The organism is Allobosea sp. GW821-FHT10B12 (assembly GCF_059415545.1).
The window spans coordinates 843462-868079 of sequence record NZ_JBWKNL010000003.1; the positions used below are offsets into that span (position 1 = coordinate 843462).

Genomic DNA, 24618 nt, shown 5'->3' on the forward strand with positions numbered 1-24618 from the left:
CCGCTCGCCGGCAGATGCGCGCAAGCGGGGCTGACAAATCGGCTCGGGGACGACAGTATGACGCCCCTGAGCTCATTTGAAACGATTTAAAATGACTTACAGCCCGCAAGTCGACGCGTTTCGCAAACTCCACGAATCCGGCTGCTTCGTCATGCCGAACCCCTGGGATGAGGGCTCGGCCCGCTGGCTGCGCGGCCAGGGCTTCAAGGCGTTGGCCTCGACCAGCGCCGGCTTCGCCTTCACGAAAGGGCGCGCCGACCAGGACGTGCCGCGCGACATGATGCTGGCCCACCTCGCCGAGCTGGTGAAGGCGGTGCCGGACCTGCCGGTCAATGCCGATTTCGAGAACGGCTATGCCGACACGCCCGATGGCGTCGCCGCCAACGTCAAGCTCTGTATCGCGACCGGCGTCGCCGGCCTCTCGATCGAGGATGCGACCGGGCGTGCAGGCGAGACGCTCTACCCGTTCGAGCTTGCCGTCGAGCGCATCAAGGCTGCGCGCCGCGCCGTCGACGAGACCGGTTCCGGCGTGCTGCTGACCGCCCGCGCCGAATGCTTCCTCACAGGCCATCCCGAGCCGCTGAAGGAAGCGGTCGGCCGGATCGAAGCCTATGCCGAGGCCGGGGCCGACGTGCTCTACGCCCCCGGCCCGAGGACGGTTGACGATATCGGAGCAATCGTCGCAGCGGCCGGCGGCAAGCCGGTCAATGCGCTGGTCTATGGCGATTTCGGCCTCAGCGTCTCCGACATCGCCGCCACCGGCGTCCGCCGCATCTCGATCGGCGGCGCACTGGCCCGCGCCGCCTGGGCCGCCTTCATCGAGGCGACACGCCTGATCAAGGACGAAGGCAGCTTCAAGGGCTTCGCGGGCAACGGCCCCTCCGCGCCGCTCAACCCGTTCTTCCGCGACGACCTGAAGGCGCGCTCGTGAGCGGGCAGCTTCTCATCGCCCCGGAATGGCTCGGCAAGAGTGGCCTCTGGCAGATCGACGCCAAGGGCAAGCGCAAACCGGTCGATGCCGACGATCTCGACCTGTCGGACCAGCTCGCCGACCGGCTGGAAAGCTGGATGGACACTTTCGACGCCATCTATGACGAGGCGAACGAAGCCGCCTCGGACTTCGCCGACGAGGCCGAGCGCAGCGCCTGGGAGGCCGAAGGCGCATCCATTGCCGCCGCCATCGCTGCCGAACTCGGCCCGGACTGGCAGATCACCCACGACTTCACCGGCTGGCGCAGGACGCTCAAGGCATGACGACACTGAACTGGACGCCCTGCTCCTTCCCGCCGGCCAAGGTCCTGCAAGGCCGCTATTGCCGGCTCGAACCGCTCGACCCGGCTCGCCATCTCGACGACATCTGGCAGGCCATGGGCGGCCATGATCATCTCTGGCAGTGGATGCCGACACAGCCGCCGCAGGACAAGGCCGCCTATGGCGAGCTGCTCGCGACGATGGCAACCAAGGCCGGCATCGTGCCGCTCGCGGTGATCGACGAGGCTGACGGCAAGGCCAAGGGCCATCTCTGGATCATGGAGATCCGCCCCGAGCACGGCGTCTTCGAGGTCGGCTTCATCACCTATTCGCCGAGCCTGCAACGCACCCGCAAGGCGACCGAGGCGATCTATCTCGTCGGCGAATACGGCTTCTCGCTCGGCTACCGCCGCTATGAGTGGAAGTGCAACAACCTCAACGAACCCTCGAAGCGCGCCGCACTGCGCTTCGGCTTCCAGTATGAGGGCCTCTTCCGCCAGCATCAGGTGGTGAAAGGCGCCAACCGCGACACCGCCTGGTTCTCGATCCTCGACGGCGAATGGCCCAAGGTCGGACAAGCCTTCCAGAACTGGCTCGCACCGGAGAATTTCGACGTCCAAGGCCAGCAGAAGACCTCGCTGGTTGACCTCATGAAGCATGCGGGAGCCGCCTGAGATGGCCCTGCGGCGCGCCTCGACGGACGACATCCCGGCGATCGTCGCGCTGACGCAGGCCGCTTATCTGCCTAATGAGAGCATCATCGGCGTGCCCTCGCTGCCGCGTATCGCCGACTACCGGCAGGTGCTGGCGGAGCATGAGGTCTGGCTCGCCGAGAGCGACGGAGCGCTCGACGGCGTCCTCGTGCTCGAGGAGGAGCCGGCGAAGTTCACGCTCTGGAGCATCGCCGTCTCGCCCGCCGCCACCGGCAGGAAGATCGGCTCGCAATTGATGGGCTTCACCGAGGAGCGGGCCCGGGCGCTGGGCCACGACGCCGTCCATCTCTACACGCACATCAAGCTCGCCGACCGCATCGGCTGGTATGAGCGGCTCGGCTACCAGACCACCCATTACGAGGATCTGCCGGACCGCCGGCTGATCCACATGCGCAAAAGCCTTCGATAACCGGGAAACCAAGGGAAGAAACGACATGGCAGGACGTTTGAAGGGCAAGGTCGCGGTCGTCACCGCCGCCGGCCAAGGCATCGGCCGGGCGATCGCCGAAGCCTTCGTCGCCGAGGGCGCGACCGTCTGGGCGACCGACAAGGACGTTGCCCTGCTCGACGGCATCCCGAAGGCGAAGAAGCGCAAGCTCGACGTGCTCTCGACCAAGGCGGTCGAGGCCTTCGCCGAGAAGGTCGGCACCATCGACATCCTCGTCAACGCCGCTGGCTTCGTCCATCACGGCACGATCCTGGAGTGCGACGACAAGGCCTGGGAGTTCTCCTTCGACCTCAACGTCAAGTCGATGCACCGCACGATCAAGGCCTTCGTCCCCGGCATGCTCGCGGCCGGCAAGGGCTCGATCGTCAACATCGCCTCGGGCGCCGGCTCGGTGCGGGGCATCCCGAACCGCTATGTCTACGGCGCGACCAAAGCGGCGGTGATCGGCCTGACCAAGGCGGTCGCGGCCGACTACATCAAGAAGGGCATCCGCTCGAACGCGATCTGCCCCGGCACCATCCAGTCGCCCTCGCTGGACCAGCGCATCGTCGACCTCGCCAAGGTGACCAAGACGACCGAGGCGGCCGCCCGTCAGGCCTTCGTCGACCGCCAGCCGATGGGCCGGCTCGGCACCGCCGAGGAGATCGCCTGGCTCGCGGTCTATCTCGGCTCGGACGAGGCGAGCTACACCACCGGCCAGATCCATCTCGCCGATGGCGGCTTCGCGCTTTAGACCAGCGCGGGAGAAGCGCCATGCACGTCCTGATCAGCGGCGCCGCCGGCATGATCGGCCAGAGGCTCGCCGCTCGCATCGCCCGCGAGGGCGCCTGCGCCGGCAAGCCGCTCTCCCGGTTGACGCTGACCGACGTGTTCGAGCCACCGCGTCCGGCTGGCTTCGACGGGCCGATCGAGGCCCGCACCGAGGATTCGAGTTCGGCGGCTGTCGCTGCCGAGCTCGCAGCCTTGCGGCCCGACATCATCTTCCATCTCGCCGCGATCATCTCCGGCGAGGCGGAGCGCGATTTCGACAAGGGTTACCGCATCAATCTCGACGGCATGCGCAATCTGCTCGAGGCGATCCGGCAGGAGAGCATGAAGAACGGCGCTTACGTCCCGAAGCTCGTCTTCTCCTCGTCGAGCGGTATCTTCGGCGCGCCGTTCCCGCCGACGATCTCCGACGAGTTTCATGTCACGCCGCTGACCAGCTACGGCGCGCAGAAGGCGATCGGCGAACTGCTGCTCGCCGACTATTCGCGCCGTGGCTTCGTCGATGGCATCGGCATCCGCTTCCCCTCGATCGTGATCCGGCCGGGCAAGCCCAACGCCTCTGCCGGCGGCTTCTTCTCCGGCATCATCCGCGAGCCGCTGCAGGGCCAGGAGGCGCTGCTGCCGGTCGAGGACAGCGTCATCTTCACCCACGCCTCGCCCCGCTCGGCTGTCGGCTTCCTGCTGCACGGCGCCTCGCTCAGCCGCGAGCAACTCGGCCCGCGGATCAACCTCAGCATGCCCGGCGTCTGCGTCACCGTCGGCGAGCAGATCGAGGCGCTGCGCCGCATCGCCGGCGACAAGGCGGTGAAGCTGATCCGGCGCGCCCCCGACACGGCGGCGGCCGAGATCGTCAAAGGCTGGCCGACGCGCTTCGAGGCGAAGCGAGCACTGTCGCTGGGCTTCAAGGCCGAGCAGGATTTCGCCGAGATCATCCGCGTCCATATCGAGGATGATCTCGGCGGCCGCCTACCCAACTGAACGCAAGAAGCGAAAGATCGGACAGAAGCATGCATATCCTCGTCATCGGCGGCGCCGGCATGGTCGGCCGCAAGTTCATCGAGCGCCTGGCGCGCGACGGCGGCCTCGGCGGCAAGGCGATCGACAAGGTGACGGCGCAGGACGTCTTCCCGGCTGCGGCGCCGGCGAACGCGCCCTTCGCCTTCGAGTCGCTGACCTCCGACCTGTCGCAGCCGGGCGAAGCCGAAAAGCTGATTGCTTCGCGCCCGGATCTGATCGTCCATCTCGCCGCAATCGTCTCGGGCGAGGCCGAGGCCGATTTCGACAAGGGCTACCGCATCAATCTCGACGGCACGCGCTATCTCTTTGATGCGATCCGCCTCACCGGCGACGGCTACAAGCCGCGCGTGATCTTCACCTCCTCGATCGCCGTCTTCGGCGCACCCTTCCATGACAAGATCGAGGACGAGTTCTTCACCACACCGCTGACCAGCTACGGCACGCAGAAGGCGATCGGCGAGCTGCTGCTCAGCGACTACAGCCGCCGCGGCTTCTTCGACGGCGTCGGCATCCGCCTGCCGACGATCTGCGTACGTCCGGGCGCGCCGAACAAGGCGGCCTCCGGCTTCTTCTCCAACATCATCCGCGAACCGCTCGCCGGCCAGGACGCCGTGCTGCCGGTCTCCGACCAGGTCCGCCACTGGCATGCCTCGCCGCGTTCGGCCGTCGGCTTCCTCGTCCACGCCGCGACCATGGATACCGGCGTGATCGGCCCGCGCCGGGTGCTGACCATGCCGGGCTATTCCGCGACCGTCGCCGAGCAGATTGAGGCGCTGCGCAAGGTCGCCGGCGAGAACGTTGTGAAGCGGATCAAGCGCGTGCCCGATCCGGTGATCGACGCCATCGTGGCCGGCTGGCCGCGTAATTTCGAGGCGAAGCGCGCGCCGGCGCTCGGCTTCAAGGCGGAATCGAGCTTCGAGGAAATCATCCGCGCCCATATCGACGATGAGCTCGGCGGCACGTTCGTCGCATAAGACCAAACGCAGGTTCCTCCGCCGTCATGCTCGGCCTCGTGCCGAGCATCCACGTCTTGGACACCGCATTCGCCGAATGAAGACGTGGATGGTCGGGACAAGCCCGACCATGACGGAAAACGCCTGTGGTCCGAAACGCGGCCAGCCTTAAGGCAGCTTCTTCAGCATCAGCGGCGCACCGACCGCCGGGTCCTTGCGCCACTGGCCGCCCTCGAAAACCAGCTCGATCTTGTGACCCTTGCGGGCGATCAGCTCGAGCCGGCCGGCCTCATAGCGCCAGGCGACGGGCGAGAAGATCGTCAGCCCTGTATCGGGACAAAGCCCGTCGAAGTTCACCGTCGACGCGCCCGCATTGGCAGAGGGCGAGGTCGAGAGCACGAGCTTGCAGATGTCGCGCCCGGCCTGCCGCATCACCGTATAGCGCCCCGGCACACTCCCTGCCGCCGGCGCACTCGCCGGATCGACTGCAGTCGGCCGCGCCGCCGCTGTTGCCGCGAGTTCCGCCCGACCCGGTGCTGGTCGCGCCGCGGCGCGAACATAACCTTTCGGATCAAGGCCATACTGGCTGCCGTCGTTGCCCTTGCCCCGGCGCCCGGGATCGGCCTTCTCGTCGAAGCTGACGAGCGCTTTCCCTGCACCGTCGAGCAGGCGCGGCGTGCCCCCGGACACGTCCCAGGCGACGACGTCGTCAAGGATCGGCAGGGCACGCCGGCAGGTCGCCGGAAAACGGATCTGCCGGCCCTGCCCTGCGGCCTCGGCACCGAAGGTCACGGTGCATTTCCGCGACGCACCGAGCTTCTCGATGTCCCAGCTGCCGATGAAGGGCTTGAGCGCCTCGGGCGCCTGCTCAGCGCCGCGCGGCAGCGGCGCCGTCTGAGCTACGGCCGGCGAGGCCGCGAGCGACGCCAGAACCGTCGCTGCTGCACCACGCCGCATCCAGCGCTTTCCCGTCGTGATCAGGCTTTTTTCCATGGCGTCTCGGCAACCGGCGTCAAAGGACCCTTGCCATCGAACCATGAAACCAGGTTGTCGACCAGAAGCTGGCCCATCTGTTCGCGCGTATGCACCGATGCCGATCCGACATGCGGCAAAAGCACGATGTGATCCATCGCGATCAGCTCGGCCGGGACCCGCGGCTCATCCTCGAACACGTCGAGGCCGGCGGAGAGAATGGTCTTGGACGTCAGCGCCTCGATCAGCGCCTGCTCGTCGATCACCGTGCCGCGGCCGACATTGACGACGATGCCGTTCGGCCCAAGCGCCTTCAGCACCTCGGCATTGATGATGTGATAGGTCGAGTCGCCGCCCGGCGCGACCGAGACCAGCGTGTCGACATCCCCGGCCATCTCGACCAGCGAGGGATAATAGCGATAGGCGACATCGGACTGGCGCGAGCGGCCATGATAGACGATCGGCACGTCGAAGGCCTCGAGCCGGCGCGCCACTGCCTTGCCGATCCGGCCGAGGCCGACGATGCCGATCTTGCGCTTGCGCAGCGAGGTGGTGAGCGGATAGGCGGCCTGCAGCCACTTGCCGGCGCGCAGATAGCGGTCGACCTGCGGCAGCTGGCGCACGGTCGCCAGCAGCAGGCCGATGGCGAGGTCGGCGACCTCGTCGGTCAGCACATCCGGCGTATTGGTGACGATGAGGCCGCGCTTGCCAGCGGCGACGGCATCGACATTGTCGTAGCCGACGCCGAAATTCGAGACGACCTCGAGCTTGGGCAAGGCGTCGAACAGCGCATCGTCGATGCGCACATGCGCGCCGCCGCCGGCGACGCCGCGGACGCGATCCTTCACGGCGGCCAGCGCCGCCGGGCGATCCTGCTCCTTCCAGAGCTCGTGCACGGTGAAGCGCGCCTTCAGCTGGTCGGCGGCATAGGCCATCAGCGGCCCGGTCATGATGATCTCGATCTTGCTCTGCGCGGTCATGGCCCTGCTTTCGTGGAACGCCTGCTGGCTTGATTTCAAATTCTTAAAACGATTAGATCAACCCTAGCCGCTCGGATGCCACCGGGGAATTCCCAGGCGCGCAAGCAGGAGCTGCTTGCAGAGCCGGTTATGACATCCCGGCTCGGCTGTCGATTCAGCCCGATATAGTATGACTTAATCACGCGCTTTTCGACGCTTCCGCCTGCGCTCGCGCCGCGAGCAGACCCAAAGTGCTGTTCAGACTGTCGATCACCAGTCCGCTCATCCGCGCTGCGGCGAGATCGCCGTCGCGCTGCACGATCGCATCGAGAACGCGTTCGTGATCGATCAATGACGCGGTGAAGAAGAACTGGTCGTCCGGAGCCTTGAGAAACAGCGACCACTGGATCGTCGCGCAGACGGCTGGCGCGAGGCATTGCAGCGGCGGGTTGCGGGTCGCGGCGAAAATCGCCTCGTGGAAGGCGAGATCGGCATTGACGGTCGGCTCGGCATAGGGCGGGTTCTCGGCCATGCCGCGAAAGGCCGCCTCGATCCGGCGCAGATCAGCAGCCTCGCGTCGCTGCGCCGCCAGCCGCGCTGCACTCGGCTCGACGAAAAGCCGAAGCTCAAACAGATCTCGGATGAATTTCTCATTCGGGTCGGCCTTGAAATGCCAGGCCAGCACGTCGGGGTCGAGCAGGTTCCAGGCCTCTCGCGGCGCCACCCGCGTACCACTTTTCGGCTTGGCCTCGACCAGCCCCTTGCCGCTCAGGAACTTGACCGCCTCGCGATAGGCGGTACGGGAGACCGAAATCTCGTCCTTCAGATCGTCCTCGTTCGGCAGCAATGCGCCGGCCGGCGACGCTCCGGTGATGATCGCGACCGCGAGCCTCTGCGCCACCTGGCCGAAGAGCCGGTCTGGATTGAGCCTCGTCGCGCGTGCATGGACATGGAGCTGCATCGAACCGCGCTTTTTCCTCCGTGATCGGCGGCGTCGGAGAGGTCGTCCCGCTGCCTGCCCGGCGCTTGACACGCCCGTTTCTATCGTATGACTTTATCCCGGAACGAGGTTGACGCAACAGGCGGCTCGCCTGAATTGCGCGGCCTCGTTTCGATCGGCCGTCAGAAGCCGATGGTCTGCAACGCCGCCGGCGGGGATTGTGTCAGGCACCCCGAGGCAACCTAAAGAGCGGGAGAGAAACCAAAGATGGCATCCGTCCAGATTGCCGACGTGCGCAAGGCCTATGGCTCGACGCAAGTCATTCACGGCGTCGACATCGACATCAACGATGGCGAATTCGTCATCCTGGTCGGCCCTTCGGGCTGCGGGAAATCGACCCTGCTGCGCATGATCGCCGGCCTCGAGAACATCTCGGGCGGCGAGATCCGGATCGGCTCGCGCGTCGTCAACGACGTGCCGCCGAAAGAGCGCGACATCGCCATGGTCTTCCAGAATTATGCGCTCTATCCGCATATGACGGTGGCCGACAACATGGCCTTCTCGATGAAGCTGCGGAAGGCGCCGAAAGCCGAGATCGACGAGCGTGTCAGCAAGGCCGCCGGCATTCTCGGCCTGACCAATCTGCTCGACCGCTTTCCGCGCCAGCTTTCGGGCGGCCAGCGTCAGCGCGTCGCCATGGGCCGCGCCATCGTGCGCGATCCGCAGGTCTTCCTGTTCGACGAGCCACTTTCGAACCTCGACGCCAAGCTGCGCGTGCAGATGCGGACCGAGATCAAGGAGCTGCATCAGCGCCTCAAGACCACCACGGTCTACGTTACCCACGACCAGATCGAGGCCATGACCATGGCCGACAAGATCGTCGTGATGCATGACGGCATCGTCGAGCAGATGGGCGCGCCGCTCGATCTCTACGACAATCCCGCCAACCTCTTCGTCGCCGCCTTCATCGGCTCGCCGTCGATGAACCTGCTGAAGGGCACGATCCGCGCCAATGGCTTCGAGACCGAAGGTGGCGTGATCTGGCCGATCGGCAAGCACCCCACCGATTCGAACGACCGGGCGGCCGTGCTGGGCATCCGCCCCGAACATCTCATTCTCGACCCTGCCGGCCTGCCGGCCGAGGTCGTGGTCATCGAGCCGATGGGTTCGGAAACGCAGGTCGTCGTCCGCTGCGGCGGCCAGGACCTGACCTGCATCTTCCGCGAGCGCATCACTGCCAAGCCCGGCGAAACCATCAATATCCGGCCCGACACCTCGGTGACCCATCTCTTCGACGCCGCGACGAGCAAGCGTATCTGAACTCCCGCGGAGGGCCGCACGGGGAACACCCCGGCGGCCCGCCCCCCGTACTGCCTACAATATCCGACGAGGCTCCCATGCAGGGCCTCGCGACAACCCGGAGGAGACAAGCGATGAGCATTTCCAGACGTGACGTATTGATTGGCGGCGCGGGTCTCGCCGCCGGCGCCACCCTTGCCGCGCCGTCGATCGCCCAGACCGCCAATATCGAGAAGGGCGCGACGCTGCGCGTGCTGCGTCCGACCAAGTTCGTCGATCCCGACCAGACGATCTTCAACGAGAACACCGAGGCCTTCACCAAGGCGACCGGCGTCCAGGTCCGCGTCGACTATGCCAGCTGGGAGGATCTGCGCCCGCAAACCGCCGTCACCGCCAACACCGGCGCCGGCCCCGACGTCGTCGTCGGCTGGGCCGATGATCCGCACATCTTCGCCGACAAGCTGATCGACCTCACCCAGGTCGCCGAGGACCTCGGCAAGAAATATGGCGGCTGGTACCCGGTCGCCGAGAAATACGGCAAGAAGGACAAGACCAACCAGTGGATCTCGATCCCCATGGGCGGCTCCGGCGGTCCGGCGGTCTATCGCGAATCCTGGGTCAAGGAAGCGGGCTTCAGCAGCTTCCCGAAGGATCATGCCGGCTTCCTCGACCTCTGCCGCAAGCTCAAGGCCAATGGCCATCCCCCCGGCTTCGCCCTCGGCAACGCCGTCGGCGACGGCAACTCGTTCTGCAACTGGCTGGTCTGGTCGCATGGCGGCTACATGGTCGACGAGAACAACAAGGTCGCGATCAACAGCAAGGAGACGATCGAGGCGCTGAAATACGCCAAGGCGCTCTACGAGACCTTCATCCCGGGCACGCTCTCCTGGCTCGACATCAGCAACAACAAGGCGCTGACCGCCGGTGAAATCGGCCTGACCCAGAACGGCGTCTCGCTCTACTTCTCGATCAAGAACTCGAAGGACGAGAAGACCGCCGAGATCGGCAAGGACCTCAACCATGCGCCGATGCCGGTCGGCGCCGGTGTCGGGCGGCCGACCGAGACGGCGCTGGTGATCAACGCCATGGTGTTCAAGCACACCAAGTTCCCGAATGCGGCCAAGGAATATCTCCGCTTCATGATGGAGAAGGAGCAGTACGACAAGTGGCTGACCGGCTGCTTCGGCTACTGGACCCAGCCGCTCAAGGGCTATGCACAGAGCAAGGTCTGGGAGAGCGATCCCAAGATCCTGGTCTATCGCGACACCTGGGAGCGGGCTCTCTGGAGCGGCTACAAGGGCGCGATTACCGAGGCGGCCGGCACTGTCAACGCCGAGTACGTCATGGTCCAGATGGTCGCGTCCGTCTGCGCCGGCCAGGCGACGCCCGAGCAGGCGGCCGCCGAAGCCGAGCGCCGCGCCAAGCGCTACTACCGCACCTGATCCGTCGACACCGCGCCGCCGGTTTGTCCGGCGGCGCGGCTCCATCACGGGATAAAGCGCCATGACCATTGCGGCGGAGGCCCGGCCGACCACCCAGCCCGAGCAGAGCTGGCTGGTGAGGCTGTTCGACTACAAGCCATTTCTGATCTTCATTTGCCTGCTGCCGGCACTCGGCCTGCTATTGGTCTTCCTGAGCTATCCGCTCGGCCTCGGCATCTGGCTCGCCTTCACCGATACGCGCATCGGCCGCAGCGGCGTCTTCATCGGCTTCGAGAACTTCGAGTCGCTCTGGCACGACCCGGTCTTCATCACCTCGGTCTGGAACACGTTGCTCTATACCAGCGTCGCGACCGCCGGGAAATTCGGGCTCGGCCTCTGGCTGGCGCTCCTGCTCAACAACCATCTGCCGTTCAAGTCGCTGTTGCGCGCGTTGATCCTGGTCCCGTGGATCGTGCCGACGGTGCTCTCGGCGATCGCCTTCTGGTGGATCTATGATCCGCAGTTCTCGATCATTTCCTATGTGTTGGTCGACGTGCTCGGCTGGCGCGACACCTATATCGACTTCCTCGGCTCGCCTTGGCCGGCGCGCTGGTCGCTGATCGCCGCCAATGTCTGGCGCGGCATCCCCTTCGTCGCAATCTCGCTGCTCGCCGGCCTGCAGACCATCTCGCCGGCGCTCTACGAGGCAGCGATGCTCGACGGCGCCAATGCCTGGCAGCGCTTCCGGCACGTCACCTTGCCGATGCTGATGCCGATCCTGGCGATCGTGCTGACCTTCTCGGTGCTGTTCACCTTCACCGACTTCCAGCTCGTCTACGCCATCACCCGTGGCGGCCCGATCAACTCGACGCACCTGATGGCGACCCTCGCCTTCCAGCGCGGCATCCCCGGCGGCCAGCTCGGCGAGGGCGCTGCGATCGCGGTGGCGATGATCCCCTTCCTCGTGATGGCGACGCTGTTCAGCTATTTCGCGCTCGCCCGCCGCAAATGGCAGCAGGGAGAAGACAATGACTGATCAAGCCGCCCCTGCTCCACGCCCGCATCTCGTCGACAAGGAGAGGGCCGGCGTAATCGACTGGTCCTCGGGACCGCGCCGCTTCATCACGCTTTATCTGCCGCTCTCGCTCTTCGTGATCGTGCTGCTGTTCCCGTTCTACTGGATGGCGATCACGGCGATCAAACCGAATGGCGAGCTGCTCGACTACAAGAACAACAATCCGTTCTGGGTGAAGTCGCCGACGCTCGACAACATCAACAAGCTGCTGTTCCAGACCGACTATCCGCAATGGCTGCTGACGACGATGACGGTCGCGACGGTCGCGACCGCGCTCTCGCTCTTCGCCAGCGTGCTCGCCGCCTATGCGATCCAGCGCCTGAAGTTCAAGGGCTCGAACTATGTCGGCCTTGCCATCTACCTGGCCTATCTGGTGCCGCCCTCGATCCTGTTCATCCCGCTGGCGACGCTGATCTTCCAGTTCGGGCTGTACGACTCGCAGCTCGCGCTGATCCTGACCTATCCGACCTTCCTGATCCCGTTCTGCACCTGGCTCCTGATCGGCTACTTCAAGTCGATCCCCTATGAGCTCGAGGAATGCGCCATGATCGACGGCGCGACGAGGCTGCAGACGCTCTGGAAGATCACCCTGCCGCTGGCGCTGCCGGGGCTGATCTCGGCCGGCATCTTCGCCTTCACCCTGTCCTGGAACGAATTCATCTACGCGCTCGCCTTCATCCAGTCAGCGGAGAAGAAGACCGTGCCGGTGGCGGTGCTGACCCAGCTCGTCGAGGGCGACGTCTACCATTGGGGCTCGCTGATGGCCGGTGCGCTGCTCGGCTCGATCCCGGTCGCGATCCTCTATTCGTTCTTCGTCGACTACTACGTCGCCTCGATGACGGGTGCGGTGAAGGAATAGCTCCCGGCGGGCGGCCAGGCCGCCCGCCTTCCAACCAAGGCAAATCGTTGTGACTTCCATCGCCTTCGTCGGGCTCGGCGCCATGGGCGCACCGATGGCCGAGAACCTCGTCAAGCGCCAGTTCCGCGTCACCGGTTTCGACATGCGCGAAAGCGCCCGCGCTGCGCTCGTAGCCGCCGGCGGCCAGGCTACCGATAGCGCCGCCGCAGCGGCTGAAGGAGCCGAGACGCTCGTCCTGATGGTGGTGAACGCCGCACAGGCCCGCTCGGTCCTGTTCGACGCCGGCGCGCTCGCTGCGCTGGCTTCGGGTGCGACCGTCATCCTGATGGCGACCTGTCCGCCCGGCGAGGTCGAGGCCATCGCCGAAGCCGTGACCAAGACCGGCCGGCATTTCGTCGACGCGCCGGTCTCCGGCGGCGTGAAGGGCGCGCAAGGCGGCACGCTGACCATCATGGTCGGAGCCCCCACGGAGAGCTTCGCCAAGGCCAAGCCCGCACTCGACGCCATGGGCGACAAGGTCTTCCATGTCGGCGAGAAACCGGGTCAGGGTGCGACGGTAAAGACCGTCAACCAGCTGCTCTGCGGCGTCCATATCGCGGTCGCGGCAGAGGCGCTCTCGCTGGCGCAAAAGGCCGGCATCGACGGCGCCCTGCTGTTCGAGATCATGGGCGGCTCCGCCGCCTCATCCTGGATGCTGAAAGACCGCGGCCCGCGCATGCTCGAGGACGAGCCGCCGGTCGCCAGCGCCGTCGACATCTTCGTCAAGGACCTCGGCATCGTCCTCGATGCCGGCCGCGCCGCCAAGGCGGCCCTGCCGCTCGCCGCGGCCGCGCACCAGATGTTCCTGGCCGCCTCGGGCCTCGGCCATGGCGGGCGCGACGACTCGCATGTGGTGCGCGCCTATCGGGCGCTGAACCGCAAGCCGGACAATGATGCCTGAGCCAAAGCATTTTCGAGCGAAGTGGGCACCGGTTCGCGTGAAGAAAATGCGTCAAAACAAAAGCCTGGGACATCTCCGTGCTTCGGAGAAGCTCGGACCTGTCCCAGCCTCAGTGCCGCACCTTCGGCGGCGCCGTCGTCCCGCGCACGACCAGCTCCGGCGTCAGCAGCGCACGCTCCGGCGGCGCCGACGGGTCAGCGATGCGGCGGAGCAGCATCTCTGCCGACCTGCGCCCCATATCGTCCTGGAAGTTCTTCAGGGTCGTCAGTGCCGGGTACCATTGCGACGCTTCCTGGACATCGTCGCAGCCGATGATCGAGAAGTCCGCGCCGGCCTCCATTCCGCGATGGCGCAGGCCGAGCATCGCTCCGAAGGCTGTGAGATCGTTGAAGCAGACCGCAGCGGTCGGCGGATTCGCAGCGTCGAGCACCTTCTGGACGCCCTTCAGCCCGTTCTCGCGCGTGCCATAGGCCGAATAGACGATCGAAGGATCGAGCGGCAGGCCGTGCTTGGCCAGCGTCTCGCAATAGCCGCGATAGCGGTTGCGGCCGGTCGAGATCAGCGGACTTTCGCCAAGGAAGGCGATGCGGCGATGGCCGAGGCCGAGCAGATGCTCGACCGCGAGCACGGTGCCATGCCGGTCGTCCGAGCCGACGAAGTCGAGCCCGATGCCGGGAATCTCGCGCGAGAGCTGCACCAGCGGCACCTGTGCCGCCATCAGATGCTGCAGCGTCTCGGCCGTGGTGCCGCCGGCCGGGCAGATGATCATGCCGTCGGGGCGGTATTCCTTGAGCGTGTTGAGGACGCGATCCTGCCGTTCGAGATTCTCGGCATAGGTGCCGAGCAGGATCGAGCGACCATGCGCCGTCGCCGTTTCCTCGATCGCGGCGAGCAGCTCGGCGAAGTACGGGTTGGTGATGTCGTGGAAGCCGACGCCGAGGATATTGGTCCGGTCGGTGCGCAGCGATGCCGCGCTGCGGTTGTAGCTGTAGCCCATCTCTCGCGCGATCTGCTGTACGCGCAGGCGCGTGCCGTCGGCGACCAACGGGCTCTCGCGCAAAGCGAGCGAGACGGTCGCTGTCGAGACCTCCAGCCGATCGGCGATGATCTGCAAGGTAACGCGGCCCCGGCCACCGGGTCTTACACCCGCCTTCCCTGCCCCCGAGGGATCGCGCGAGTGTCCATCATTCGCCATCAATCGCTTCTCCTGAAGCCTCGAAGCCGATGCATTCAACCAGTTCTTGGCCAAATCGTTCCGCATTGCCTTTTTCCATCTCATAGAATTCGGAGAAACTGAAGATGAGCGCGACTAAAGAATCGATCGGCTTCATCGGCGTTGGTTACATGGGCCAGGGCATGGCGAGCTGCATTCTCGCCAAGGGCTTCCCTCTCACCGTCATGGGCCATCGCAATCGCAAGCCGGTCGAGGAATTGAAGGCGGCAGGCGCCGCGGAAGCCGCCACGCCGAAGGAGCTCGCCGGGAAGGCCAGCATCATCTTCCTCTGCGTCACCGGCTCTCCGCAGGTCGAGCAGGTGATCAACGGCCCCGACGGCATCGCCGCCGGCGCAAGGCCCGGCACGGTCATCGTCGATTGCTCGACCTCCGACCCGGTCTCCACGATCGCTCTGGCGGAGCGGCTTTCTGCCATCGGCCTGCACCTCTGCGACGCCCCGCTCGGCGGAACCCCCGCCCAAGCGAAGCTCGGTCAACTCTCGACGATGATTGGCGCCGACAGCGCGGTTTTCGAGCGCATTCGCCCGGTCTGCGAGGCCTGGGCCCAGAAGATCGTGCATCTCGGCCCGGTCGGCGACGGCCACAAGATGAAGCTGCTCAACAACTTCCTCTCCCTCGGCTACGGCGCGATCTATGCCGAGGCGCTCACTCTGGCGCAAAAGGTCGGCATCTCCCCGCAGACCTTCGACAGCGTCATCACCGGTGGGCGCATGGAGTGCGGCTTCTACCAGACCTTCATGAAGTACGTGCTGGAGCGCGACCGCGACGCCCACAAGTTCACGCTCTCCAATGCCCTGAAGGACGTCCGCTATCTGGAGAGCCTGGCCAATGCGGCCGGGGTCCCGAATCCGGTCGGCGGCGCGGTCAAGAACGTCTATGCGGCGGCCGTCGCGAGCGGCAAAGGCGAGGACTATGTGCCGATGCTCTCTGACTTCGTCGCCGGGCAGAGCAAGGTCACGCTCGGCTGACGCCCGTGCGCGTTCCATAGCAAGACACGCCCGGACCACAACTGTGCCGAACGGAGCCGCCGATAGCCAGTTGCGGTGCAAAACCGTCATCATGGCCTCCATCCACGGGTGGAGGCTTCAAGGACCGTGCCGGGTCAATCCAACCGGGCCGAGCCTTCCGGCACGTGCCGGATGCGCTCGCGATAGAGCAGGTAGAGCCCGGAAGCGATGACGATCGCGGCGCCGATGAAGGTGAAGCGGTCGGGGATCTGGCCGAAGACGAACCAGCCGAGCAGGATCATCCAGACGATCTGGGAATAGATGAACGGCGCCAGGATCGTCGCCGGGGCGCGCTGATGCGCCAGGATCAAGAGCCAGTGGCCGAGCGCGCCAAAGAAGCCGGTGCCGCACATCAGCAGCCAGCTCTGCCAATCCGGCGGCCATGACCAGTACAGCGGCAGCAACGGCAGCATGATCACCACCCCGCCGATGCCGGAATAGAACATCGTCGTCTGCGGCGAATCGCTGGAAGCCAGCATTCGCGTCGACAGACTATAGAAGGCATAGCAGAAGCAGCCGCAGACGCTGAGCAAGGCCGCCGGATGCAGACCCCCCAAACCTGGCCGTGTCACCACCAGCACGCCGAGGAAACCGACGCCGATCGCGATCAGTCGGCGCGGGCCGGCCCACTCCCCGAGCAGCGGCCCTGCCAGCAGCGCGACCAGCAAAGGCGCGGCGAACATGATCGAGACGGTTTCGGCGAGCTGCAGATATTGCAGGGCGACGAAGTTGAGCGCGGTCGAGCCGAGCAGCAGCAGCGAACGGAAGCCCTGCAGCCAGGGTCGCTTGGTGCGGGTGATGCCCGGGTGACTCCAGGGGTTGAGCAGAAGCGAGACCAGGGCGACGCTGACCAGATAGCGCGCCAGGACCACCTGCATCGGGTGCATCGTCCCGCCGAGCCATTTTGCGCAGCTGTCGAGCAAGGAAAAGCAGATGATCGCCCCGCTCATCAGGGCGATGGCGGTCAGGCGTGTCCGGCGCGTATCCGGAAGCGGAGCGGGAGCGGCCGACAAGGCTGAGCGTCTCGTCATGCTCTGGAGGAATGACGAGCTATCAATGAACCGATTTAAGACTTGAAACCAGCCCGCCAGCGCATGCGAGTCATGCCATTGGCGCGTTCAGCCTCAGGCCGCGTCCTCGGCCTCGTCATCGGCCTCGTCGACATCGGCCCCCGCCTTGGACAGGCCTTTCGACGCCTTGCGCAGCAATTTGCGCAATTGCTTGCGCTCCTTGGCGTCGAGCTTTTCGAGCAGCTCTTCCTCGACCTGATTCCAGACCGCATCAAGCGCCGAGGCGGTCTTCTGGCCGTTCTCGGTCAGCGCCACCTGCACCAGCCGGCCGTCGCGGCCGCCGCCCTCGCGCGTCACCAGCCCCTGCAGCGAGAGCCGGCCGATCGTCTTGGAGACCGTAGGCGGCTTGACCCGCAGCAGCGTTGCGAGTTCACCCATCGTCATCGGTGAGCTCTGCAAAGATTTCAGGGCCTGCTCCTGGCCCGGGAAGAGCCCGAGCGCGTTGAGCCGCTCGCCCATCCGTGCCCTGTGTAGCCGCGCCGTCACCAGCAAGGCACGGCCGACGCTTTTTTCGAGGGACTTGGTCATGAGCCGGCCCTTGGAAAAGGTTGCGGATACTTTTCGCCGGCTGTGCAATCGCCTGCCTTCATGACAAGCCGATGACAATTGTCAGACAGGCTCTTGAATCCGTGCGATTTCCTGCTCGACCCTGGCGAGAAAGGCTGCGCGGCTCTGCGGTGTCGAGCGGTTCATGTCGTAATGCGCGAGATAGGAGACCCGCGCCGCCGGGTGGCACACCGCCCGCAAGCCGCGCTTGATCTGCCGGCGCGGTGGATCGCCCATCAGGAAGGTGCGCCAGCGCGAGCCGCCATAGCTCGTCACCGTCATCAGCCGGCGAATATTCCAGAGATTCGGACGGATCGAGCCGTCGACCAGCTTGAACGAAACGCCCGGCAGGAAGACACGATCGAAATAGCCCTTCATGATCGCCGGATAGCCATAGTTCCAGACCGGGAAGCAGAGGAACAGCGCCTCAGCCTGCAATAAGCGCTCGACATAGCCGGCTACTGAATTTCGATTGCTGGCGAGATCATGATAGCCGACCCGTTCCTCGCGGCTCAGCACCGGATCGAAGCCCTCGGCATAGAGGTCGCAATCGTCGACCTCGTGCCCGGCACGGCGCAGGCTGGAGACGAGTGTCTCATGCACCGCCGCCCCGAAGCTCTTGGGATCGGGATGGGCATAGAGGACGAGCGCGCGCATCGATCGGCTCAGGCGCCGACGCCGGCTTCGCCGAGAGCCTTGAACAGGAAGGTCTTGCCCGAGCGGTAGTCGTAATTGGGGTCCTCCCAGGCAATCATCTTGCCGGGGTTGAGCAGCCCCTGCGGATCGGCCTCGCGCTTGAAGGCGAGCTGGACCTCGTCGGTCTGCTTCATCCCGCCCTCCTCCAGCGTGTAGCGATGCGGGTTGAAGATCGGTGCCCCCATCTCCTCATGGATCGCCATGATCTCCTCCAGCCGCTCCTCACTGGTGAAGCGCACCAGCGGCAGGCCGAAGCAGGTGATCTTTCCGTCGAAGCGGACGAATTCGAGATGGCAGGTCACCTCGTCGCCGAAGCGGGCATGGATCTTGTCGACCAGCTCGACCTGGTTCGGGAAGGGGTAGAGCACCTGCAGATAGGTGATCGACGGATCGACCCGCAGCGCCCGCAAGGTGGTGTGGTTCCAGCCGAGTTCGAAGGTAGGCGGCAGCCCCTTCGCCTCCTCGGCCGTCAGTTTGTCGGAGCGCATCAGCACTTGCGAGCCGCCGAAGCGGCGGGCGAAGGCGAGCATCGACTCGACCGCGAAGTCGGCGACCATGACCATCACGCAATGGCTGTCGCGCGGGAGGAACTTCCTGTGGCGCAGGAAATAGTCGTGCGGCGCGGGAGCGGCGACCACGGCGAGGTTCTTCAGCGCCAGCCCGTCCTGCTCGCCGAGGGCGTTGGCGAACTCGGTCGCGGCGCGCAACTCGTCAAAGCCGAGGATGACGTCAACCCAGGCATAGGCCGGGCCGAGCGGCATCTCGACCTGAGTGATGATGCCGTTGGTGCCGTAGGCATGGGCGACCTTGTGCAGGTCCTCGCCCTGGAGCTCGAGGATCCGCGGTGTGCCTTCCATGGTCGCGACGCGCAGCGAGATGATGTTGCCCCAGTCGCGCAGGCCGCCCCATTTGATCGAGCCGACGCCGCCGGAGCCGCCGGCGATGAAGCCGCCGACCGAAGCGGTGTGATAGGTCGAGGGGTGCAGCCTGATCTCCTGGCGCGAATGGGCGCGCGTCTCCTGGTCGATCTTGGCCAGCACCGCGCCGGGCTCGGCGACATAGCGCCCGGCCTCGATGCTCGTCACCTTGTTGAAGCCGGAGAGGTCGAGCACGATGCCGCCCGAGAGCGGCATGGCCTGGCCGTAATTGCCCGTGCCGGTGCCGCGCGGCGTCACGGGAATGCCGAGCGCATGTGCCGCCGAAAGCGTCTCCAGCACCTGCGCTTCGCTGGTCGGTGAAACGATGATGTCGGCGACGACATGATCGAGCTGGCGCTTCAGCTTCGGCGAGTACCAGAAGAAGTCGCGGCTCTTCTGCTTGACCAGCGCCGGATTGTCCTCGGTGCGGATGCCGTTCAGGCGGCGCTTCAGGGCGTCGATGTCGTAGCGTACGGTCATGCGGAGCGGCTCATGAGGTGATCGAGTTCGCGATAATCGGGCAAGGTGCGGTCGATGGTACGGCCATTGACCAGTACGGTCCGGTCGGCCTGCGGCCTGGCGAAGAATTCGGTCCAGTCGCGGGCGCGCGTCAGGATCAGGTCGGCAGGGCCGCCAGGCACGAGGCGGCCAGCACTGGAAAGCCCCATCAGCTCGGCCGGCGCTGTCGCAACCGCCCTCGTCCAGTCCCGGTCGGAATGGTCGAGCTGGAGAATGCGGGTGCCCTCGCGCAGCGTCTCGACCAGGTCGAGATCGCCATAGGCGTAGAACGGGTCGCGCGTGTTGTCGGAGGCGATCATCACCGGCACGCCGGCCGCCTTGAGCTCGTGCAGCGCCGTGACGCCGCGCCAGCGCGGCGTGCGACCGCGCTGGCGGTCCTGCAGATACATGTTGCACATCGGCAGCGAGACCACGGCAATGCCGGCCTCCCTGACCTTGCCGATGATCCGCGCCTCGTCCTGCGGCTGCTGCAGCGAGAGCGAGCAGCAATGGCCGGCCAGGATCCTACCCTCGAAGCGATGGCGCAGGGCCGCGTCGGCGATGTGCTCGAGCGAGCGCGCCGCGGGATCGTTGGTCTCGTCGACATGGAAGTCGAGATCGAAGCCGTGCTCGATCGCGGTCCGGAACAGCGTATCGAGCGCGGTGTCGAGCTCCGGCACCATATAGGTGACGGCGCCGAGCAGCCTGTCGCCATGGGTCGTCACGGCCTTCGTAATCGCCTGCATATGCTCGGGATCGGCGACGGCGTCGATGCCGAACAGCGGCGACGCCTGCAACGCGATTCGCCCGGCCCATTCGGCGCGCAATTCGGCATAGACCGGCCAGGAGATACCGATCTGCTTGCCGAGCGAGTCGAGATGAGTGCGGATCGCCGCCGTGCCATGGGCATGGGCGCAGCGCAGGCCAAACTCCATGCGCGCCCGCACGTCTTCAGCAGACCAGTTCGCCTCGCGATCGGCCGCGACTGCACTCAGCGCACCCATGAAGCTGCCGTCCGGATTGGGCCGGCGCGGCCAGATATGGCCCTTGTCGAGATGGGTGTGGACGTCGACCAGCCGCGGCAGCACGATGCCGCCGTCGAGATGGTAGAAGGAGTCGATCTGCCCTTCGTGATCGAGACTAGGCGGCCACCAGCCAGGCTCGATGGCGGAGATCCGCCCGTCTTCGATCAGCAGATCGACCCTTGCGAGCCCTTCATCATCTACGGTGTACTCCGACTCGGGAACTCCGATCAGCGCGACCGGGCAGCGCCCCCCGGTTATCCAGTATCGGGCGGAGTTGGGAATGGCGGCAAAGCCGGTGGTCACGTCGCTGTCTCCGGCTTGCACGCTGCCTTCTGAATCACCTGCCGACCATGCTGGCTCGCCGCGCCACGATCAAGCGGCACCGACGGCATCCCCGCCCGCACCGCAGTCAGGACGGCGGCGGTACTTGTTCGTTGCGCCGCGATGCAGCATGAGGACCGCTCGAATGCGCAGGACGGAGCTGGTCATGACGGCACGCATCATCGATGGCAAGGCGGCGGCGGCAGAGCTGCGCGCCGAGATCGGCCGCGAGGTCGCGGCACTCAAGGCAGCCGGCAAGCCCGCTCCCGGCCTGCACGTCGTGCTCGTCGGCGAGGACCCGGCCAGCAAGGTCTATGTCGCCTCCAAGGAGAAGCTCGCGGCCGAGATCGGGATGAATTCGGTCGCCCACCGCCTGCCAGCCGAGACGACCGAAGCGGCGCTGCTAGCCAAGATCGCCGAACTGAACACCGATGACGGCGTCGACGGTATTCTCGTCCAGCTGCCGCTGCCCAAGCATATCGACACCGGCCGCATCATCGACGCGATCGATCCGGCCAAGGATGTCGACGGCCTGCACCCGATCAATGCCGGCCTGCTCGCCGGCGGCAAGAACGGCCTCGTGCCCTGCACGCCGCTCGGCTGCATGCTGCTATTGAAGCAGGTACTGCCTTCACTGTCGGGGCTGGAAGCGGTCGTCATCGGTCGCTCGGAGCTGGTCGGTCGTCCGGTGGCGCAGCTGCTGCTGCAGGCCGACTGCACCGTCACCATCGCCCATTCGCGCACGCGCGACCTCCCGGCCGTGGTGAAGCGCGCCGACATCGTCGTCGCCGCAGTCGGCCGGCCGCGCATGGTCAAGGGCGACTGGATCAAGCCGGGCGCCACCGTGATCGATGTCGGCATCAACCGCATGCCCGATGGCAAGCTCGCCGGCGATGTCGACTATGCCGAAGCAGTGGAGGTTGCCGGCGCAATCACGCCGGTCCCAGGCGGCGTCGGCCCGATGACGATCGCCTGCCTGCTGCGCAACACGCTGACCGCCTATCGCGCGCGGCGGGGTTCGTAAGCTTCGTCATGGTCGGGCTTGCCCCGACCATCTCAGGACGAGATGGCGCCCTATCCTGCGCGAGATTCTCGGGTCGGCGCTGAGCGCCGCCCGAGAATGACGCATTAGCCTCCGCTCACATATGGATCGGGCGCTTGTCGACGGCGAGCGCCGCTTCCTTGACCGCCTCGGCCAGCGTCGGATGGGCGTGGCAGGTGCGGGCGAGGTCTTCGGCCGAGCCGCCAAACTCCATCAGCACCGTCACCTCGGCGATCAGGTCGCCGGCATGCGGGCCGATGATGTGGCAACCGAGCACGCGGTCGGTCGTCGCATCGGCGAGGAATTTCACGAAGCCGTCGGTGTGCCGCATCGCCCGTGCCCGGCCATTGGCCGTGAACGGGAACTTGCCGACCTTGTAGGCGATGCCCGCAGCCTTCAGCTCTTCCTCGGTCTTGCCGATCGCGGCGACCTCGGGGGCGGTGTAGACGATGCCGGGAATGGCGTCGTAGTTCACATGGCCATGCTTGCCGGCGAGGATCTCGGCAACGGCGACACCCTCATCCTCGGCCTTGTGCGCCAGCATCGGCCCGCGCACCACGTCGCCGATCGCGTAGATGCCATCGACATTGGTCTTGAAGTGGTCGTCGATGATGACGCGGCCGCGCTCCGTCGCGACGCCGGCCTTGTCGAGCCCGAGCCCGTCGGTATTCGGGCGGCGGCCGATCGCGACCAGCACGATGTCGGTGTTGATCGTCCTGGCCTCGCCACCGGCGGCGGGTTCGACAGTCACGGTGGCGCCACCCTTCTTGGCCACGTCGACCTTGGTGACCTTCGAGCCGAGATGGAAGGTGAAGCCCTGCTTCTGCAGGATGCGCTGGAACTGCTTGGCGATCTCATCGTCCATGCCGGGCAGGATGCGGTCGAGGAACTCGACGACCGTGACCTTCGCGCCCAGCCGGGCCCAGACCGAGCCGATCTCCAGGCCGATCACGCCGGCACCGACAACCAGCAGTTCCTTCGGTACGGAGGTAAGCTCGAGCGCACCGGTCGAAGTCACGACTGTCTTCTCGTCGGTCGTGACGCCCGGCAGCGCCGCCGATTCGGAACCGGTGGCGATGACGATGTTCTTGGTCGCGAGCTCCTGCGTCTTGCCATCATCACCGGTGACGACGACCTTGCCGGCGGCCGGGATCGAGGCCGTGCCGTGGAACGGCTCGATCTTGTTCTTCTTCAGCAGGAAGGCGACGCCGTTCACATTGGCGTCGATCGTCTCCTGCTTGTGGACCAGCATCTGCTTCAGGTCGAGCTTCGGCTTGCCGACGCTGATGCCAAGGCTCGGGAAAGTATGGCTTACCTCGTCGAACATCTCGGACGCGTGCAGCAGCGCCTTGGAGGGGATGCAGCCAACATTAAGGCAGGTCCCGCCATGGGTCTTGCGCTTCTCGACCACCGCGACCTTGAGGCCGAGCTGGGCGGCGCGGATGGCGCAGACATAGCCGCCGGGGCCGGTTCCGATGACGACGAGATCGTAGGACATGGTGCTTTCCATCAGTTGTTCAATTGTCGGAATTGGAAGCGTCTCGCAGAGGTGCATTTGCGATACGGGAGAACACATCGGCACGTGTCTCAGTGCCTTCTGGGAGGGTTTCGCTCAAGGTCGCATCGGCGCCGTTATCAAAGATCCAAACGGCGTAAAGGAAATAATCGAAATCAAAAATTGACAGCGGATAAGATAATTTTCGCATTTCAATTTTGTAGCCAAAGACAATCGAGCGTCCGCCTTCTACAACAGAAAATTCTAAGATCTTCTCATCATTACACCTAACAATCAGATTTTTGGCGTCCGGACAATTCTGGAATAGTCGCCGTATCGTAGAAAATTGCGACAACGGCTTGCCATTCAAAGCGATGGGAGCAAGTCCTGCACATTCCCCCGAAGGCTCCTCGCCATCCAGCAACTCGGCGGCCTCACTCGACAGCGACCAAGAAGAAGGGTGAATTTTGACGCTCCAGAGATGAGGAGGCAGCCCTTGAAAATAGCACTCTGCCTGCTCAGCCGTCAGCACCCAAGAAGAAAATGGCAATTGACCTTGGTATCCATACTTTCGTACACCAAGTGCCTTACGGAGCCCGGCAATATCCGTTTCTCCGAAAGCAATCCCGCCGCTGCGCCCATCCTTGAAAAGCTGCCAGAGATCGACATCCGGTCGCCGCTTACTCACTACCCGCGCTCCTGGCTCACGCTCAGCGGCGCGTTGAAGGCCCAGACATGGCCGAATGGGTCGCGCAGGCGGCCATAGCGGGCGCCCCAGAACACGTCGCTTGGCGGCATGATGACATTGGCGCCGGCAACCTGCGCCATGGCGATGGCGGCATCGACATCGGCCGGCTGCGGCAGGTTGATGCTGATCGCGATGCTGGCGCCGCTACGTGAACTCGGCGCCATGACATCGCCACCGAACTCCGGAAATTCATCGTGCAGCATCACCTCGCTGCCGAAGAGTGCGAGATTGGCGTGCATCACGCGCCTGCCGTCCTCGGCCATCGCCTTGAAGGTGCACTCAGCGCCGAAAGCCTTCTCGTAGAAGGCGATCGCCTCTTCGCCACCCTTGACGCAGATATGCGCCTGGATCGGTGGCGGATTGGGTCCGAAAGCCATGCTCCGTCTCCTAGGCGGATCGAACGA

26 protein-coding genes are annotated in these 24618 nt (G+C 65.4%); 14 read left to right on the plus strand and 12 right to left on the minus strand.

What is annotated here, in order from left to right:
• Window positions 1–91: 91 nt before the first annotated feature.
• The 7 genes from AC07O0_RS14080 to denD (AC07O0_RS14110) are packed head-to-tail and all read left to right on the plus strand — an operon-like array spanning window position 92 to window position 5171.
• Complete coding sequence (locus AC07O0_RS14080; protein WP_494623995.1) at window positions 92–931, plus strand: isocitrate lyase/PEP mutase family protein; 840 nt, start codon at window positions 92–94, stop codon at window positions 929–931.
• The gene (locus AC07O0_RS14085; protein ID WP_494623997.1) at window positions 928–1254 is read left to right on the plus strand and encodes an immunity protein CdiI family protein; all 327 of its coding nucleotides are present in this window, start codon (window positions 928–930) and stop codon (window positions 1252–1254) included. The genes AC07O0_RS14080 and AC07O0_RS14085 overlap by 4 nt, the downstream gene beginning before the upstream one ends.
• A complete protein-coding gene (locus AC07O0_RS14090; RefSeq protein WP_494623999.1) occupies window positions 1251–1925 on the plus strand; it encodes a GNAT family N-acetyltransferase in 675 nt (224 codons plus the stop codon). Before AC07O0_RS14085 ends, AC07O0_RS14090 begins: the two co-directional genes overlap by 4 nt.
• Before the next feature lies 1 nt (window position 1926).
• Window positions 1927–2373: a GNAT family N-acetyltransferase gene (locus tag AC07O0_RS14095; protein WP_494624001.1), complete on the plus strand. Its 447-nt coding sequence runs from the start codon at window positions 1927–1929 to the stop codon at window positions 2371–2373.
• Between the two features lie 25 nt (window positions 2374–2398).
• A complete protein-coding gene (locus AC07O0_RS14100; protein ID WP_494624003.1) occupies window positions 2399–3145 on the plus strand; it encodes an SDR family oxidoreductase in 747 nt (248 codons plus the stop codon).
• Between the two features lie 20 nt (window positions 3146–3165).
• On the plus strand, window positions 3166–4158 hold the full coding sequence (gene denD, locus AC07O0_RS14105; protein ID WP_494624005.1) for a D-erythronate dehydrogenase: 993 nt from the start codon (window positions 3166–3168) through the stop codon (window positions 4156–4158).
• 29 nt (window positions 4159–4187) lie between these two features.
• Complete coding sequence (gene denD, locus AC07O0_RS14110; RefSeq protein WP_494624007.1) at window positions 4188–5171, plus strand: D-erythronate dehydrogenase; 984 nt, start codon at window positions 4188–4190, stop codon at window positions 5169–5171.
• A 147-nt stretch (window positions 5172–5318) separates the two neighbouring features.
• Here denD (AC07O0_RS14110) and AC07O0_RS14115 read toward each other — a convergent pair whose 3' ends face one another.
• The 3 genes from AC07O0_RS14115 to AC07O0_RS14125 form a co-directional block, all read right to left on the minus strand.
• Window positions 5319–6143 (minus strand): AprI/Inh family metalloprotease inhibitor, encoded by an 825-nt coding sequence (locus tag AC07O0_RS14115; RefSeq protein ID WP_494624009.1) that lies wholly within the window; start codon window positions 6141–6143, stop codon window positions 5319–5321.
• Window positions 6128–7102, minus strand: coding sequence for a 2-hydroxyacid dehydrogenase (locus AC07O0_RS14120; protein ID WP_494624011.1), 975 nt, complete (start codon window positions 7100–7102; stop codon window positions 6128–6130). The genes AC07O0_RS14115 and AC07O0_RS14120 overlap by 16 nt, the downstream gene beginning before the upstream one ends.
• Before the next feature lie 178 nt (window positions 7103–7280).
• Window positions 7281–8042, minus strand: coding sequence for a FadR/GntR family transcriptional regulator (locus tag AC07O0_RS14125; protein WP_494624013.1), 762 nt, complete (start codon window positions 8040–8042; stop codon window positions 7281–7283).
• 246 nt (window positions 8043–8288) lie between these two features.
• Here AC07O0_RS14125 and AC07O0_RS14130 point away from each other — a divergent pair, with 246 nt between their 5' ends.
• The 5 genes from AC07O0_RS14130 (at window position 8289) to AC07O0_RS14150 (ending at window position 13615) form a co-directional block, all read left to right on the plus strand.
• Window positions 8289–9341, plus strand: a complete 1053-nt coding sequence (locus AC07O0_RS14130; RefSeq protein ID WP_494624015.1) for an ABC transporter ATP-binding protein — start codon at window positions 8289–8291, stop codon at window positions 9339–9341.
• 113 nt (window positions 9342–9454) lie between these two features.
• Window positions 9455–10762 carry an ABC transporter substrate-binding protein gene (locus tag AC07O0_RS14135; protein ID WP_494624017.1) on the plus strand — a complete coding sequence of 436 codons (1308 nt, stop codon included), beginning with the start codon at window positions 9455–9457 and terminating at the stop codon, window positions 10760–10762.
• Between the two features lie 61 nt (window positions 10763–10823).
• A complete protein-coding gene (locus AC07O0_RS14140; RefSeq protein ID WP_494624019.1) occupies window positions 10824–11777 on the plus strand; it encodes a carbohydrate ABC transporter permease in 954 nt (317 codons plus the stop codon).
• Window positions 11770–12675, plus strand: coding sequence for a carbohydrate ABC transporter permease (locus tag AC07O0_RS14145; protein WP_110491520.1), 906 nt, complete (start codon window positions 11770–11772; stop codon window positions 12673–12675). Before AC07O0_RS14140 ends, AC07O0_RS14145 begins: the two co-directional genes overlap by 8 nt.
• Before the next feature lie 43 nt (window positions 12676–12718).
• On the plus strand, window positions 12719–13615 hold the full coding sequence (locus AC07O0_RS14150) for an NAD(P)-dependent oxidoreductase (protein ID WP_494624224.1): 897 nt from the start codon (window positions 12719–12721) through the stop codon (window positions 13613–13615).
• 109 nt (window positions 13616–13724) lie between these two features.
• Here the strand turns inward: AC07O0_RS14150 and AC07O0_RS14155 are convergent, their stop codons facing one another.
• The gene (locus AC07O0_RS14155; protein WP_494624022.1) at window positions 13725–14810 is read right to left on the minus strand and encodes a LacI family DNA-binding transcriptional regulator; all 1086 of its coding nucleotides are present in this window, start codon (window positions 14808–14810) and stop codon (window positions 13725–13727) included.
• Between the two features lie 104 nt (window positions 14811–14914).
• Between AC07O0_RS14155 and AC07O0_RS14160 the strand changes: the two genes are divergently transcribed.
• Window positions 14915–15817: an NAD(P)-dependent oxidoreductase gene (locus AC07O0_RS14160; RefSeq protein ID WP_494624024.1), complete on the plus strand. Its 903-nt coding sequence runs from the start codon at window positions 14915–14917 to the stop codon at window positions 15815–15817.
• A gap of 134 nt (window positions 15818–15951) precedes the next feature.
• Here the strand turns inward: AC07O0_RS14160 and AC07O0_RS14165 are convergent, their stop codons facing one another.
• The 5 genes from AC07O0_RS14165 to AC07O0_RS14185 form a co-directional block, all read right to left on the minus strand.
• Window positions 15952–16869: a DMT family transporter gene (locus AC07O0_RS14165; protein ID WP_494624026.1), complete on the minus strand. Its 918-nt coding sequence runs from the start codon at window positions 16867–16869 to the stop codon at window positions 15952–15954.
• A 111-nt stretch (window positions 16870–16980) separates the two neighbouring features.
• On the minus strand, window positions 16981–17454 hold the full coding sequence (locus AC07O0_RS14170; protein WP_494624028.1) for a MarR family winged helix-turn-helix transcriptional regulator: 474 nt from the start codon (window positions 17452–17454) through the stop codon (window positions 16981–16983).
• Window positions 17455–17535: 81 nt separating this feature from the next.
• Complete coding sequence (locus AC07O0_RS14175; protein ID WP_494624030.1) at window positions 17536–18129, minus strand: NAD(P)H-dependent oxidoreductase; 594 nt, start codon at window positions 18127–18129, stop codon at window positions 17536–17538.
• An 8-nt stretch (window positions 18130–18137) separates the two neighbouring features.
• Window positions 18138–19565, minus strand: a complete 1428-nt coding sequence (locus tag AC07O0_RS14180) for an FAD-binding oxidoreductase (protein WP_494624032.1) — start codon at window positions 19563–19565, stop codon at window positions 18138–18140.
• Window positions 19562–20911 (minus strand): cytosine deaminase, encoded by a 1350-nt coding sequence (locus tag AC07O0_RS14185; protein WP_494624034.1) that lies wholly within the window; start codon window positions 20909–20911, stop codon window positions 19562–19564. Before AC07O0_RS14185 ends, AC07O0_RS14180 begins: the two co-directional genes overlap by 4 nt.
• A gap of 184 nt (window positions 20912–21095) precedes the next feature.
• Between AC07O0_RS14185 and folD the strand changes: the two genes are divergently transcribed.
• Window positions 21096–21953 carry a bifunctional methylenetetrahydrofolate dehydrogenase/methenyltetrahydrofolate cyclohydrolase FolD gene (folD, locus tag AC07O0_RS14190; protein WP_494624036.1) on the plus strand — a complete coding sequence of 286 codons (858 nt, stop codon included), beginning with the start codon at window positions 21096–21098 and terminating at the stop codon, window positions 21951–21953.
• A 115-nt stretch (window positions 21954–22068) separates the two neighbouring features.
• Here the strand turns inward: folD and lpdA are convergent, their stop codons facing one another.
• Genes lpdA through AC07O0_RS14205 form a run of 3 tightly spaced genes read right to left on the minus strand, consistent with a single transcriptional unit; the run spans window position 22069 to window position 24591 of the window.
• Window positions 22069–23469: a dihydrolipoyl dehydrogenase gene (gene lpdA, locus AC07O0_RS14195; RefSeq protein ID WP_494624038.1), complete on the minus strand. Its 1401-nt coding sequence runs from the start codon at window positions 23467–23469 to the stop codon at window positions 22069–22071.
• Between the two features lie 19 nt (window positions 23470–23488).
• Window positions 23489–24154 (minus strand): hypothetical protein, encoded by a 666-nt coding sequence (locus AC07O0_RS14200; protein WP_494624040.1) that lies wholly within the window; start codon window positions 24152–24154, stop codon window positions 23489–23491.
• Window positions 24154–24591 carry a VOC family protein gene (locus AC07O0_RS14205; RefSeq protein WP_494624042.1) on the minus strand — a complete coding sequence of 146 codons (438 nt, stop codon included), beginning with the start codon at window positions 24589–24591 and terminating at the stop codon, window positions 24154–24156. The genes AC07O0_RS14200 and AC07O0_RS14205 overlap by 1 nt, the downstream gene beginning before the upstream one ends.
• Between the last annotated feature and the right edge of the window lie 27 nt (window positions 24592–24618).